General features: G+C 53.1%; 5 protein-coding genes. 3 read left to right on the top strand and 2 right to left on the bottom strand.

Going from position 1 to position 14772, the window contains the following annotated elements:
* Positions 1-126: 126 nt before the first annotated feature.
* Both FF011L_RS14955 and FF011L_RS14950 read right to left on the bottom strand, forming a co-directional pair.
* On the bottom strand, positions 127-5202 hold the full coding sequence (locus tag FF011L_RS14955) for a PVC-type heme-binding CxxCH protein (RefSeq protein ID WP_145352456.1): 5076 nt from the start codon (positions 5200-5202) through the stop codon (positions 127-129).
* 42 nt (positions 5203-5244) lie between these two features.
* Complete coding sequence (locus FF011L_RS14950; RefSeq protein WP_145352455.1) at positions 5245-6660, bottom strand: neutral/alkaline non-lysosomal ceramidase N-terminal domain-containing protein; 1416 nt, start codon at positions 6658-6660, stop codon at positions 5245-5247.
* Between the two features lie 365 nt (positions 6661-7025).
* On the opposite strand from FF011L_RS14950, the gene FF011L_RS14945 reads away from it, so the two are divergent.
* From FF011L_RS14945 to FF011L_RS14935, 3 genes are all read left to right on the top strand, one after another.
* A complete protein-coding gene (locus tag FF011L_RS14945) occupies positions 7026-12377 on the top strand; it encodes a protein kinase domain-containing protein (RefSeq protein WP_218932646.1) in 5352 nt (1783 codons plus the stop codon).
* A 267-nt stretch (positions 12378-12644) separates the two neighbouring features.
* Positions 12645-13310, top strand: coding sequence for a hypothetical protein (locus FF011L_RS14940; RefSeq protein WP_145352453.1), 666 nt, complete (start codon positions 12645-12647; stop codon positions 13308-13310).
* A 71-nt stretch (positions 13311-13381) separates the two neighbouring features.
* On the top strand, positions 13382-14755 hold the full coding sequence (locus tag FF011L_RS14935) for a glycosyltransferase family 2 protein (RefSeq protein WP_145352452.1): 1374 nt from the start codon (positions 13382-13384) through the stop codon (positions 14753-14755).
* Positions 14756-14772 lie beyond the last annotated feature (17 nt).

Here is a 14772-nt window from a genome sequence, read left to right as displayed (position 1 = left end):
CGGAGCGAAAGGCTACAAAAACCGTGACCAAAAAATTTCGCGTCCGCCGCGAAACGCGAAACGGAGGTAACCGACTGGCTGCTTGTCACGCTGGAATCGAGACACTGGGGCCTTCATGTGCCTGATCTATTCTGCGGGGGTCAGCTGAATCGATCGCAAATCGAGCAGCCACTGGTCAAGTCCTTCAGCGGCTTGAAACGTTGCGATCGATTGGCCGGCAGCAATGCGGATGGATCCTACTTTGATCTTTTGATAAGTATCCCAGTTCCCCGTGCTTGCTACCGTGCCGGTTAGATTTTCGGTTCCACATGCAAAGACAAAGTCATTGCCTGCGGTCGTTTTCGCACATGCATAGTCCAGCCAGACGTCGTAGGACCCTTCTTCTTTAACTTGAAGTGTCCATTCGACTTGGTCGGTAGGGCTGCCCCAGTGACCAATGTTTTGATACTTGGGCTCAAATACGCAAGAATCGCCGTAGATCCTTGCGGTGGTTGCAGTAAGGTGCAAAGCACCCTGTGGATCGGCGGAGATCGGTTGTGGCGTGTTTCCCGGGAATGATTTTGGAGGCGTCTTGGCACTCCCCAGGAACGCCAATAGGTGCGCCATGTCGGCGGGTGAAATTGCTTTCTCAAAACCTTCAGGCATCAACGAAGCACCCGTATTGCGAATCCATTCAATGTCATCGCGAAGGATTGTCAGACGCTTATTGTCCTGCATTTGTAGTTCAATCGCGTTACTGGATTCGCTTTGAATGATCCCCGTGATCGCTTTTCCATCGATCGTCAAAACGTTGTAGGCTTGGTACTTCTCTTCGACGGCCAGGTTCGGATCGAGAACCGCGGTGACGATTGCCTTCGGCGAACGGTCTTTCAGGCTTGCAATGTCGGGGCCAATTGCATTGCCAACTTCGTTCATTTGATGGCACGCAGCACACTGTTTTACAAAGACTTCCCGACCCCGTTGTGCGTTGCCTTTGGTAAAGTCTGAACTCAGATATTTCTGAATGATCGGATGCTTCGCGGTGTCGGATCCCGGTGACGCGAACATTTGGGTCGCCTCTTTTCGAACCGATTCACTTGCATGTGTGAGCAGTTGTCGGCGATGACTGTCCGTTAATGTGTTTGCCGTTAAACGCTCCGTCTTAATCGCGTCGATCAACTGCAACGTTGCGGCCTCGCGGGTTAAAATTGCATTCAACGTCGCCGCGCGAACGGTGGGGCTGAGCGTTTCCAGTCGCTCGATTAACGGATCGGTATTGCTTTGGGCGAGTATTTCCGCTGCCGCAATTTGAAGCTCAACAGGTTCGGCGGCCGAAAGCAGTTCGGGAAACAGCGTAAGGTTAAGGTCTGTTGCAGCAAGGAATCGGAGCGAAGCGATTCGCAGTGAAGTCTTGGTATCTCTATCGGAAACGCGTTCAGCAGAAAGCGGGACAATTCCAGCAAGGGCATATTCGGCGGATTCGTCCAACTGAATCTTTTGTTGACGGAGGACGGTTAATGTCTGCGTTAAAGTGTCAATGTCCTGAGCTTGCACGTTGGTGCTTTCGAGCGATTTGGCAAGCTCTTTCACCAGCTGCGTTAGAAACTCTGTTTGCCCACTCCGGACCGCCATTTCAAAGATCGCGTCGCGGTAAGTGCTAGAGACCTTTGGATCGGCCTCAAGAGCCTTGTAAAAGAACGCTAACGTTTCGGGGTGAAGAGAGCTGATGATCGCCGCGCGGATCTCTGGTATTTCCTGGGACGAGAAAGCTAGGTCGGCCAAAGTTTCAGCCGCTTGCTTGGTCGTACTGAAACCGAGTGAATACGCTTTTTGCAAAAGAACCTGAGGTTCGTCAGCGGCGCACTGAATGACTTGGTTCAATACCGCTTCACCATCGGGAGATGTCATGGCTAACCACGGCTCGGATAATCGCAGCGCGTGTCGACGAACCGTAGGGTCGCTGTCCTTAAGTGCTTCGATTAGCGTCGCGGGCGACAACGCTTCCATGCCATCGAGCGTGCAGATCGCATGGAGTCTGCCAAGAGGGGCAGCGGATGTCTGTGCCATTTGGGTGAGGATTGGAATCGCGGCGGCCTCTTCCCTATCGATAAGCAGCGTCTGTGCTAGGTCTCGGGTACGTCCGTTTGGCGATTCCAGCTGTGCGACAAGTTCGTCGAGATCCATATCGCTCAGAACGGGGATTTGCCGTGGTTGACTGTCTGTGGGAAAAATTCGATAGATGCGACCTTTGTCGTGCCCTGCCCTTAGAAACAATTCTTTTTCCCGGTCATCGCCAATCCATTCGGGATGTTCGATAACCAATCGATACATGTCAGCAACCCACAAGGCCCCGTCGGGACCTGTCGTCACGCTAGCCGGTCGAAACCAACTATCTTCAGAGGCAAGGAATTCAACGTTCGATTCGTCGCTGGGACGAACACTCTCAAAGGAGGCTCCTGCTGGAACGAGGCGCCGGCGATGAACCGCGTTGTGGACCGGTTCACAGGTGAACGTGTTTTGTGCGAAATCAGGTCCGAACAGCGAGTCCCGGTAGACCACCGTACTGCATGCCGATGTGAATTGGTGTCCGGTTCCCGGCGCTGGCGGAACATAGCCTGACCAATGGCTGAGAACGCGTGATATCGGAAAGAGTTGTGTGTTATTGATGCGCGCGATGTCGCGACTGGCCGAGGGAGGCGGAACAAATCGATTGCGTCGCAGGTACTGTGCTGGATGAATGTAGTGTCGAACGGGAATGGAATTGTTGCAGCCAAACCAATTGCCTTGATCGTCGCGATGACGGCCAAATTGCGTTTGACCCGCTTGCAACTCCATCGCTCCGGTATCGGGCCGAATCCTTAAATCTTGGCCGCGGATTTCTACGGTTTTGCCCGTCTTGATGGATTGGACGGTTCCGCCGCTGTCTCCATTGGCGACATACAGCCAATTGTCCAATCCGCGTTCAAATCCATTGACCAAGTGCTGCTGGTTTCCCTCAGTAAAACCGCGGTAGAGTTCCGTTCGCAGGTCCGCTTTTCCATCGCCATCGGTATCTTCGGCGTAGAAGATCGTGGGGGCAGCGCTAACGATCACTCCCTTGCCGGTCGCAAGGACTCCGGTGGGGTAAGCGATGTTATCCATAAACAGCGTCGATGAATCGTAGGTTCCATCATTGTCGGTGTCCTCCAAGTATCGGATCCGTCCACCCGGTTTCCCTTTGTCGTCCAGGCCCAACGGGTAATCGGCCATTTCTGCGACCCACAGTTTCCCGTCGGGGGCAAAATCCAATGCGACCGGATCCATCACCAATGGTTCAGAAGCGACCATTTGGATCGTAAAACCGGGACGAACCCGCATCGACCGGAAGGATCGGTCCGCACTGCGCGGCCCGGGATCTGCGTTTCCGGTTAGATCGGAAAAGGATCGTCGGTCGACTCCATCTGCAAGCCGGTGCGTATCCTCATTTTGGATCCACATATGGTCTTCGGCGAACCATGCCCCGTTGTTCGTCTTGCCACGAACGATCAGCGGAATGGTTCCCGTCGGAGTGACGGTACGCGTAAAGGTGTTGGAATTGGAATCGTAAAGCTGGACGGCTGACTGTGTGGCATTCGATACGATCATGTCGTCGTAGCCGTCTTTGTCCAGGTCAACAAAACGCAATCCGTTATCGTCGCCGTCTGCATCGACGATGGGGAAAGGGAGCGGTTCAGAGTTCGCGATCCACTTGTCCGTTTTACCGTCCAGCGACAGCACCTGTTTCGTCGTCGGATTGGCGATCAAGACTTCCGAAATTCCATCCAGATCGAGGTCTCTTAGTCGGACGCCTTGGTCGATACCGTCGCGATTGGTTTTGAAAGGTTTCAGTTCTTCTGGGATCGGTTCGCTTACGATTTCATTGTTGGAAAAATGGTAGATGTGTTGATCAACATCGTTGTTGACCAACATCGAAACGCCTTTTTCCTTTTGAAGTTTTCCAAATTGGACTCCTCTATCAACCGAGTGTCCCGAAGGATCGGCATGAACGAATTGAACCTTACTGGCGAGGTCAATCCATTGGTTTGCTTTCGGATCCCATAGACGAGCGATTTTAAGTTGATCGTTTCCAATCACAACATCCAGGAAACCGTCTTGATTCAGGTCGACAAGCCTGACCCCGTTGTCGTCGCCGGTTTTTGGGTCTCGCACCGGTTGATCGAGTAACAAATGTCGGTTGATTCGTTCCATGCTCTCCTTGAAGGTGAGGAATTTGACGCGTTTTCCGTACTTCGTATCGACGCGGTCGACCAACTCGGCCATCTGTTCGTTTCGTATCCAGGCATATGGATGGAAAACAAGGTTGGCGATTCCTTTCTTTATCACGGTGGCATCGATGGCTGCCATCATGTCATCAACGGTTTGAGGATTATTGGGCTGCTGGATGTTCTGTGCTTGCCAATCATCCGGGATCGTACAAGGGAATTCCCAGCATTGTTTCCCGATCACAAACGGATAGGGATAGTTATGGATCTTGTTCACGAACGAAGGGAATGGAATGTATCGTTCGAACCGCTCTTTTCCTTCGGCGTTTAAAGTGATCGATTTAGGAATGTCAGGATCACTAGAATTGAAGACGCAAACAACGGACGTGCTGGCCTGCAAAAAATTGCCAGCGGGGGTGGTTTGGTTCACAATTTCTGCAAAGGCGCGCGGGCTGGGAGTGTTTTTGGAATCCATGCAGGGAAAACGAAACGCAACGGGACGAGTGTTGGGGATCGCGAACATCTGGTCGACGCAGCGGTCGTAGGTCGATTTGGCTTGGTCAAAATTACCGCTTTGGAGGCATGGGCAAGGGTGGTCGACCGTATGCGTTTCGATCGAAAGTCCTTCTTTCAGCCATTTCTGCAGTTGTGGATCCTGTGGATCAATCTTGCAAGACATGATGCTAACGGGGGAACGCCCATCGATCTTCTTTAACCTGTCGAGGATTGGCCTGAGATAGGCTTCGTACTGTGCCGTATCCCGCATGTCGTCGATTCCCAACGTGACGACCGCTTCAACGCCCGGTTCACCTACCCACTGAGGGGTGGTTAGTTTTGGGAAATCGGTGTTGGGATAATAGGAATCCGAGTACGCATCGAGGTATGCAAAAGGATTGTCCTGGGCCGACAATTGCGCTGACTGAATACAGGTGGCCGCCCCGCTAAGCAGGAAGGTTATTAGGCAAAGAAGGTTCCGCGTCATGGTTTCTGTCCGAGGGAGTTCGTTGTCGATCGTTGGGATGTCTTAGGTCAGTTTTTTTAGCAACTGGTGGCCAAGATCCGATAACGCTGCGGCGGCATTGGGAGTGAATGGGGGAAGGTTCAATATCCGTGGAACGGTTACAGCCGCATATTCCTTGGTCTTGTATGCGACCGGATCCGCTAAGTATCCGACGCTATCGTCTGCATAGCCAACGGCGATGGTGGTTTCAAAGGGAGAGCGGTTTTGCAACTGAAGTCCGTAAAAACTGTACAGCTCGCTAGAATGGAAAAGCAGGGCCAAGTCTCCCAGTCTAATGGCCGACATTGGCGTTTTGTGAACCGATTGTTCTAGGTTCCAAGTGGATGCGGCATCGAACCAAGCTTTGGCAAAACCTGCATCGACCCACTCGCCAGAATTGCATTTTTCTGGGGCCGATCGGTAAGCATCAAGCTGTTCTTTTAGCAATTCCATATCGAGCGGAATCGAGAAGGAGTCGTTCACCACCTGAATTTCGTCAACGGATACCGGTTTGCAGCTATTGAGTGCAGCATCGAATCCTTTGGCAATTGCAGTCGCTGTCGGTTCGGCCTCTCCAATCCAGATATGACCGTCGCCCGGATTGACGTCTCCGGCGTGACCCTGCATAAAGCCAGGCGTAACGCCCGTTTTAGCGTGAACCTTTTCGGCTACCAAGCCAACCCAGTCGGGGCCCGACTGGGTATCCCGGAAGCAGACCGGATGGCTGGAGAAGTGGTACCAAAGCACGTCCTCTTTACCGGTGCGTTCAAAACGCAGCAGGTGCAAGTTTGTATCCAGCCAGCGTTCCGCGTCGGTCGATTGCTTGTCGAACTGTTTTTCTGTTTTCCATGTCGACGTCGTCCGATTGAAGTTCCCCCCCACTACAGCGCTTTTTCCCACATAGAGTTCCGCGTCGGTCAGGTCTTGCTGGGCTTGCTGAACCGCTTTGACGACCGCCTGCAATGTTTGTTGCTGGTATTCTTTGGGAAGGGCACCCCATTGGCGTAGGAAAGTAAACGTCGGCATCGAATGGGTGTGTGTTGCACAGACGCGGACGTTCAAGGCGGGGATGCCGGTTTTCTCGGCGACCTGTTGTTGCACTTCCGCGGTGAACGCGGCCGAGACTGTTAGGATATCAAGCGAAACGATCGCGATCGTTTGCCCCTTTACTCGAATGACAATCGCTTTGGCGGTCGACTTTTGGCGAATCCCGGTTATGCGCCGTTCGTTTCCTACTGCCTTGTGGAAACCGGCCAATTCGATTCCCAATGGTGGCGTCGTGTCGACCACGGCTTGGCCGACAGCAAGGCTTTCCTTGTTGGAACCTCCTGATGCTAGGTGAGGAATGCACGCGGTCGCCGCGATAGCAGCACATCCGCTGGAAAGTATTTGACGGCGACTGAGGGAATTACCGGTAGTGGTTTTAGGCAGAGGGCGCATGGGGATCCGATCGGTTTCCGCAATTGGGACAAAGGCCGCAGGATGCGACTAGGTAGGAAGGGGTGTATAGGAGGGAGGCTGGATGCGATTGACCGTAGCTCTATTAGCATAAACGATCGAACTGACCCGATGTGGGATATCTGTCTTCGCAGTTCGGTCAATTTTTTTGTGCGCCGAACTGGCCCGCCGGTTTAACAAACGTGTTCGTAATAAGGAGAGAGAATTCTTCGTTTTACGGAGCCGCATTGCGCGGGAAAAAATGCGATTGCCGCTGCCCACGCGATGGGGGGGCATGGGGTAGAATCGATGCCGATACTTAAGTTCCCCGTTTTTTCTTGGTTGCCGGTCGACAGGAGTTCAAACACGTGGGTTCAGAAGAGACGCCAATTGATGGTCTGGATATCAGCGGAACGACCGGTGGCAGTTTGGAGCAAACCGCGTCGACCGATGGGACATCGGAGGCTCCGGCAAAGATTGAAGAATTCGAAATCCGTGAGGTTTTAGGGAAAGGCGGATTTGGAACGGTCTACGCAGCGTTCGACACGATTCTGCAGCGTGACGTCGCGATTAAAATTCCCCATCAGTCTTTGGTCGTACGCAGCGATATCGCGGCCGTTTATTTGCGGGAAGCTCGGGCCGTCGCCAGCCTTGAACACCCGAACATCATTCCGATTTATCGAGCGGCAAGCACCGATGAAATACCTTTCTACATCGTTTCGAAACTGATTCGTGGATGTCATTTAAAGGCTTGGCTGGAGCAGCGCGTTCAGGCCATTCCGCAAGTCATCGAAATCTTGGCAAGTGTTGCCGATGCGTTGGGAGTGGCACATAGTCGAGGGATCGTGCACAGGGACGTTAAGCCAGGAAACATTTTGATCGATGGGGACTGCCATCCCTACGTTGCGGATTTTGGATTAGCGCTGAGAGACGCCGATCACAAAAGTGCGCCTTCGTACATCGGCACCCCGGCGTACATGAGCCCCGAGCAAGCGCGCGGCGAGGGGCATCGCGTGGACGGTCGCTCGGACTTGTTCTCCTTAGGGTCCGTCATGTATCAGATGCTGACAGGGGTTCGCCCTTTTCAGGCAGCGGATCGGAACGGATTGTTCGAGCAAATCCTTTACTTTGAACCGACTCCGCCGCAGGAGCTTCGGGCAGAAATTTCGAAGGAACTGGCTCGGATCTGTGTGAAATCTTTGGCGAAACGAAAGTCGGATCGGTACCAATCGGCTGCCGCTTTCAAGCTTGATTTAAACGCGGCATTACAATCGATTACCAAACGCCACGCGGATGCATCTAGCAACGTGGTTCCAGGTCAATCTTTCGACCTGATCTCGTCCGATTCCGAACTGATAACTCCCGCGAACGTGCCGGTTGTCCCGAAGGGGTTGCGATCTTTTGACCTTCACGATGCTGACTTTTACCTGCGTTTGCTTCCCGGTCCCTATGACCGCAAGGGCATTCCTGAGATCGTACGTTTTTGGCTAAACAATTTCGGCCAGAATGAACAGGAAACTCCGATCCCGGTTGGTTTGATTTATGGTCCCAGTGGGTGCGGGAAAACGTCACTCGTGCGGGCAGGGATCCTGCCGCGCATGCCGACCGATGTGACCACGATCTATTTGCAGGCGAGTCCAGAGAACACCGAAAAAGAGCTGTATCAACGCTTGATCAGTATGGTTTCGGAATCGATAAGTGCAGACCAGCCGACGCCTACTTTGCCGGAAGTTTTTTCGTTGCTAAGGCGTTCGAAGCGGCGCAGGATCGTGATCTTTATCGATCAATTCGAACAGTGGCTGTTTACTCATCCTGAGTGTGCACGGGAATCGCTCACACAAGCGTTGCGACAATGTGACGGTCAGCATTTACAGTGCGTCCTGATGGTCCGTGACGATTTCTGGATGGGCGTCACCCGACTGTTTCAATCGTTGGATTTGCTGGTTGCCGAAAACGTTAACGCGACTTCGGTTGACTTGTTTGACATGGACCATGCCCGGTCTGTCTTGGCAGAATTCGGAGCGGCGTATGGTCGGTTGCCGACGTCGGTCAGTCTGTGTACGCCCGATCAACTTCGATTTCTTGATGAGGCGGTGCGGTATCTGGCAAGCGGCGGACGGATCGTCAGTGTGCAATTGGCGTTGCTTGTTGAAATGCTGAAAAACCATCCTTGGGATAGATCGACGGGAATGCTGAAGGATGGCGGCATCAGTATCGGAGTCCATTTTTTGAATGAGACGTTCGATAGTGAGAAAACGCAGCGAAGGATGCGAGTCCACGCGGAGGGAGCACACCGAGTCCTACGCGCGTTGTTACCTGAACCGGGATCGCGAATCAAAGGAGCCATATGTTCAGAAGTCGATCTTGCAGAGAAAGCCGGCTATCGCGATCGCCAGCATTTTCGTGAACTGCTAACCATTCTTGATCGTGAATTGCACCTGATCACACCAACCGACCAGTTAGACGAGGAAAGCTACAGTTCTGATTCCCCAATGTCCGAAAGTTCGCCAGCTGGCTATCAGTTGACGCATGACTTTTTGATCGCACCCTTGCGGCAGTGGATCGAACTGCGCAGTAGAGCAACGAATCAAGGGAAGGCGCGATTAAGGCTGGAAGAGTTTTCTGAATTGTATCGCGCTAGGCCGAGGTCGCAGTCGCTTCCTACCCTGCTGGATTATCTGTCGATTCGCTGGCATACCAAACGTCAGCTTACAAATGATTTCCAACGCACCATGCTCCGTGCCGCCACTCTAATGCATTTGCGACATCTTGCTGCTTGGGCAGCGGTATTGCTTGTTCTGGGCGTTGGTGGAGGAATGGTCTACCGACAGATGGAAAAGCGGAATCAATTGGCAAACGAACGGACCGCTTTGGCTGAATTGCTGAATGCTGAAATTCCGCAGGCGCTCGCCTATGCCGAAGCGCTGAAAGAATCCGAGTTTATCGTCCGCGAAACGAACAAGATTGTGGCTTCGACGGAAACGACCCCGAAAGATCAATTCCGAGCCGCTTTGGTCTTGGTCGACCAAGATCCTGTTGCCGCCGATCGTGTTGCTGATTTTGCGCTACATGCTTCACCCGACGAAACGGTTTACCTAGCCACAAGCAAACGTTTTCCCTACGCGCAGACGCGCGATGTCTTTCGTAGTGTTTGGGGGAATTCGACCAGAGATCGAGGTGAATTGCTGCGTGCGGCCTGCCTGTTGGCGAATGATTCCGCGGGCGTCGATGACTTGAGGAGGGACGAAGGCATTAAACGTCTGCTCGATCTATTGCTCACGGAAGATCCGGTTTGGATTTCCCAGTGGAGCCGAGGACTTGAATTGGTCGCCAAAGACCTGTTGCCAGGACTAATGGTTTTTCTTCGCTCGCCGAACCGTAGTGAAGAAGCGATTGGAGCGGCCCATCTTGTGGCTTCCTTTTGCCAAGGCAAACCGGAAAGACTTGCTTCTCTCCTGCCCTATTTAAATCCTCGCGAACTTTCCATCGTGACCGCTTCACTGGAGGGGGCGGAATCCGCAAGGCAGGCTGTCTTTCGCGAATACCAACAGGTTTTGGAAGACCAACAAAATCAAATCGATATTCGGGAACCGTGGGGGGCGCCGTGGTGGTGCGTTGGAGACCGAAAGCCGCTTCCGGTTCCGAAACAAACGCACTTTTCTAGCGATCTGATTTACGAACTTTCCAATGCCGATGCGATCTGGGCGGAGCATGCGATGTTGATCCATCGGCTGCCGATTGCGAAAACGCAGGAGGTTTTCGCGGCACTGGAAAATGAGGGTTACCGCATCGCTTCGCTGATCCCATACTCCGAAGAATCGGAACGGTTTGTATTCGCATTGGCGATGCGAGATCAGGCTGCCAGTAAATGGAAACTGGGCATGGATGAAGCAGAACTCCGGGAAACCAACCTCCAGAATCGCGAGAACGGATTTTTGCCGTCTGTGATCAAATGCTATTCCAATGAGGATAAAGAGAAGCATTTGTATTCATGCATCTGGATTCGCCCGCCAGCAGGGACCGCACTCGAGGATGCGGACATGTATGTGAACGTCCACCACGAACAGCATGAATCGGAAGGTTGGGGCTTACTGGGAGAAAAAGGAATGTGGCTCCCACGTTCAAGTCTGTTGGCCAAGGATTCTGCGGGGCAGGATCACTTAAGTTCGGTGCGGTGGAAGATCGCCAGCAAAGTTCCATTTTTTGATAAATGGAATGTTTCGGCGGATACTTTTGAAGCGATCCAATCCAATAGCCGGTCGGCAACGCTACTGCAGGCCAATCTTAGTCACGCCACGACGGAGGATCCGTCTCGGGGGCAAACGGTAATCTGGTGGGAGGACATCCCTGTTGAATCCCATTGCACCGGGTATCAGCCTCGGCGGGAGCAGATGCGTTTAGTCGCTAAGTTGCTGGAAACAGGCTATTACCCAGTAACCATAGATGCTACACCGTTTGACGGGAATCAAACCACGCAGTTTCAAACCGTTTGGTGGCGTCCGCAGATTGCGATGGACCGTCAATTGGCCTTGCAGCAACGCCAGAAGAAATTGGTATTCGCATTGTTCCAGCTGGGCTATCGTGAACCACTGCTGGATTCCCTTCGTTTCGATGCAGGTGATGGTTTGCGGGGGCAGGTGATATCGGGGGTTAGTGAAATGGATCTTCCAGTCAGCTGGTTATGTGATCAAATACATGACCGCTTTCAGGATCTAAGTGTCCGTCGCAGTTGTGCAATGGCTTTGGCTCTGTATCCCATCGATCGTTTTGCAGATGACCGCCGGCGGTTGTTTGAGGCTCAGGTTGCTGCAACCTATCAATCGATCCGTGATTCGGGGCTTCGCTCCGCGATACAGCTGATTGCTCGGAACTGGGATTTTTTGTTGCCCGAATCCGAGTTAGTGCTTAGCTCGGAAGAGCTGAGTTCGATCGGGGATGAACGATTTGTCATTTTAAAGAAGCCCGGAAAGAATTGGCTTGGATCCCCCCCTGGTGAACCGGGCCGCGATGGAGTGAAAGAGCGTCAAATTCCTGTTTCGATCGATCGGTCTTTTGCCATCGCGACGACCGAAGTCACGCTTGCTCAGTTCCGCGAATTTCGACCGGATTGGAGCTATGCAGATAGCTATACACCCACGGACGACTGTCCGGTGATTGGTGTGACGTGGTACGACGCGCTCAAGTATTGCCGATGGCTGAGCGAACGAGAAAATTTCGCGGAGACGCAAATGTGCTATCCCGAGGAAGACAAGATTGCGTCTGGGATGAGTCTTCCCGATGATTATCTGGACCGGATCGGGTACCGGTTGCCGACCGCGTCCGAGTGGGAATACGCCTGTCGAGGTGAGTCGGAAACGGGCCGTTGGTTTGGATTTAATCAAGATATTTTAGATGATCACGCTTGGACGGCACAAAATTCGGGTTACGTTTTGCACCCTGTGGCAAACCGCTTGCCTAACGATTTCGGCCTATTTGACATGCTCGGAAATGGAATGGAATGGTGTCAAACCCCGTTTGAATATTACCCACACCTGTCGGCGGAACCTTGGCAGGATTCGGAACTCGCGACGTTTCCTGATCATGAGGTTCGGATGGAAACACGCGGTGGTGCGATGCTCTACCAGCCGCTGGACGCTAGAGCCAGTCAACGGAATGCGCATCCCGCGGGTAGTGCACGGGTTTACCTGACGTTCCGTATCGCACGTACCGTGAACGACTAAATTCGTTGGTTGATCGTCGTCGTTTTAATTTTTGTTTCTCGCGGTTTATTGCGTGGAATGAACGTTCGAAACAATCGGCAGTTTGCCGGCCAGAGCAAATACGCGCTGCCAATGGAAATGATGGTTCTTCGCTGTGTGGTCAATGGATGGATTATGATAACACAACAAAATTGAACCAGATTCTTGGCGCGGAGCCCGTTCATAGCGTCTATCCTACGTCTCAGCAATCCTCGGTTTCGATGTAAACTTTCTTTAAGAGCGACTGAAATGAATCGTGAACAGTTTCGAGAATACTTGTTGGCGGGAACCGTTACTTTTCCGGGAACGTTCCCTCGAATCGCGAGTTTGCAGCTGAAGAAAATGTCGGCTCCATCGGTCTCAAATCCGGCGCAAGCTGAAGTTTTTCTCTCGGCAACGGAACGTCCCAGTCCACGTGTAAGTCTTACGCGGAGTGTCAACGTAAAAGATGTGCGGGCGGTCTTTTTGCCCCGCGATCCCTCCCATCTCGCATGGAATGATGGACGTTGGTTGCTATCCGAGGAAGTGTTGGTAGGGATCGAATTGGAATTGGCCAATCAACCTGTATTGTGGGGAATCGCGTTTGTTCCCGAAACGGCGCCCGCCCAGTTAGAAATGTCCGCGGGGATGACCGCCGGGGAATGCATTCAGTACTACCCACCGATGCCTCGTGATCCCGCGAATGATCATTACAGCACCGCAGCGCCTGTGCAGGGCGTTGGGATAGAATCGCAGGCTGCTGTAGAAATCAGCCATTCTTATCAACATGCGGTTCGTCAGCAGGCAATGATGGTGCCTTGTGAAAGTTTCGACTTTCTTACCGAATTGTCTCCTCGTTCCTTTCAACAGGCTCAATCCCAAGCCGTTGAAGATCCGTTCCTAGGATCTTCGACGAGCGCTTTTCCGTGCGAGTGATTTGGATTTGAACTTGTCTGGTCGATGTAAACATCGAAGTAGTGTGTCCCGTAAAAGAGGCTGAATGGGCTGTGGATCGAACGGTTGACCTGTACATGCTGACGCGTCCTGGCGTGGCGATACCTGAGGATGTTGCGCGCCATCTGAATGCTCAAAGAGGCGTAAGCATTCACCTGCACAATGGGATTGGCGATCCGCGGCCCGAGGATCGAAGTCGTTGGGACACGATCGCTCGAGGACGGAATGATCTTAAGATCCGTGGGACGGCCGATTGGGCAATGTTCGTCGATGATGATGTGGTCCTGGGAGCCGAATGTGTCCGAACCTTGCTGCATGAATTACAGCATTCATCTCAGCTGGGCGCCATTGCTGCGGACTATAGACGGGAGCATTTTGCGGTTGACTGGAAGGGGCATGTTTCGATGGGGGCCTGCCTGTTTCGCAGGTCAACGCTGGAGGCAATCCAGTTCCGTGCGACGCGTGAGGACTGCGAGTGCCAATGTTGCTGCGACGACATGCGACAAGCAGGGCTTGGAATTGCCTACAGCCGAAACGCATTCGCGATCCATAAGCCCCAACGCAATCTGGCTGATTCACATTCGCACGCGGCGTCCGAGCGATCGGCGGGTTCCGAATCGCCGATCCATATGGAAACGGGAAGGAAGGAGGGAGTCGTACTGGCCGCTTTTGATCGACGGGATATCGCCCGATTTGAACGCCATTTTCTGGCCTCGCTCCGCCGCTGGAACAATCGTGGTCAGGTGATTGCAGTCGCTTACGGACTGTATCCGAGCGAGCTCCAGCGATTGGCCGGTCTGCCGGGGTTGCAGATCGTACCACGCCCCTTTAATGGGGAAATGGTGCCGGTGCGTCGCTTGACCGATTTTGGCGACATCTGTCGTGGTCTAGCCGTCGACGTGCCCGTCGCTTACTGGGACGTTGCGGACGTCATCTTTCAGTCACCACTGGAAAAGCTTTGGGAAGAAGTCCAGCGGAACCCCGATCACATCCTCGCGGTTCGCGAACCGAATGGTTATCCCGGTAACGCGGTGATTCCGGCTTGGTCGCTTTCGATCCAAAGCCCCTACCATCGAGAGTTTGCATATCGGCTGCTGCAGAACTTTCCTTTCTTAAATAGTGGGTTCGCAGCCGGGACCGCAGGGGCGATGCGGGACTATTTTCATGCGGCAAAAGGCTATCTCTGCGGTCCGGAACTGCGAGGGACGAGCGACTGGGGAGATCAGATGGCTTTGAATTTGTATTGCCATACGAACCCACAGAAATGGCGAGAAACGCAGCAGGGATGGAATTACTGTGTCCACGATCGTCCGAGTGGCGAGGTCTGGGTGAGCGGTGATGGATTGGTTTGCAGCCAAGGCTTGGGACGCATTCCCGTTGCTCATGGGAATGCCCGCTCACTGCGGCAGTTTTCCTTGTTGTCGTAAAATCGTTATTTGGCGAG

Source organism: Roseimaritima multifibrata (assembly GCF_007741495.1).
Lineage (GTDB): Bacteria > Planctomycetota > Planctomycetia > Pirellulales > Pirellulaceae > Roseimaritima > Roseimaritima multifibrata.
This window is presented reverse-complemented; position numbering and strand designations above follow the sequence as displayed.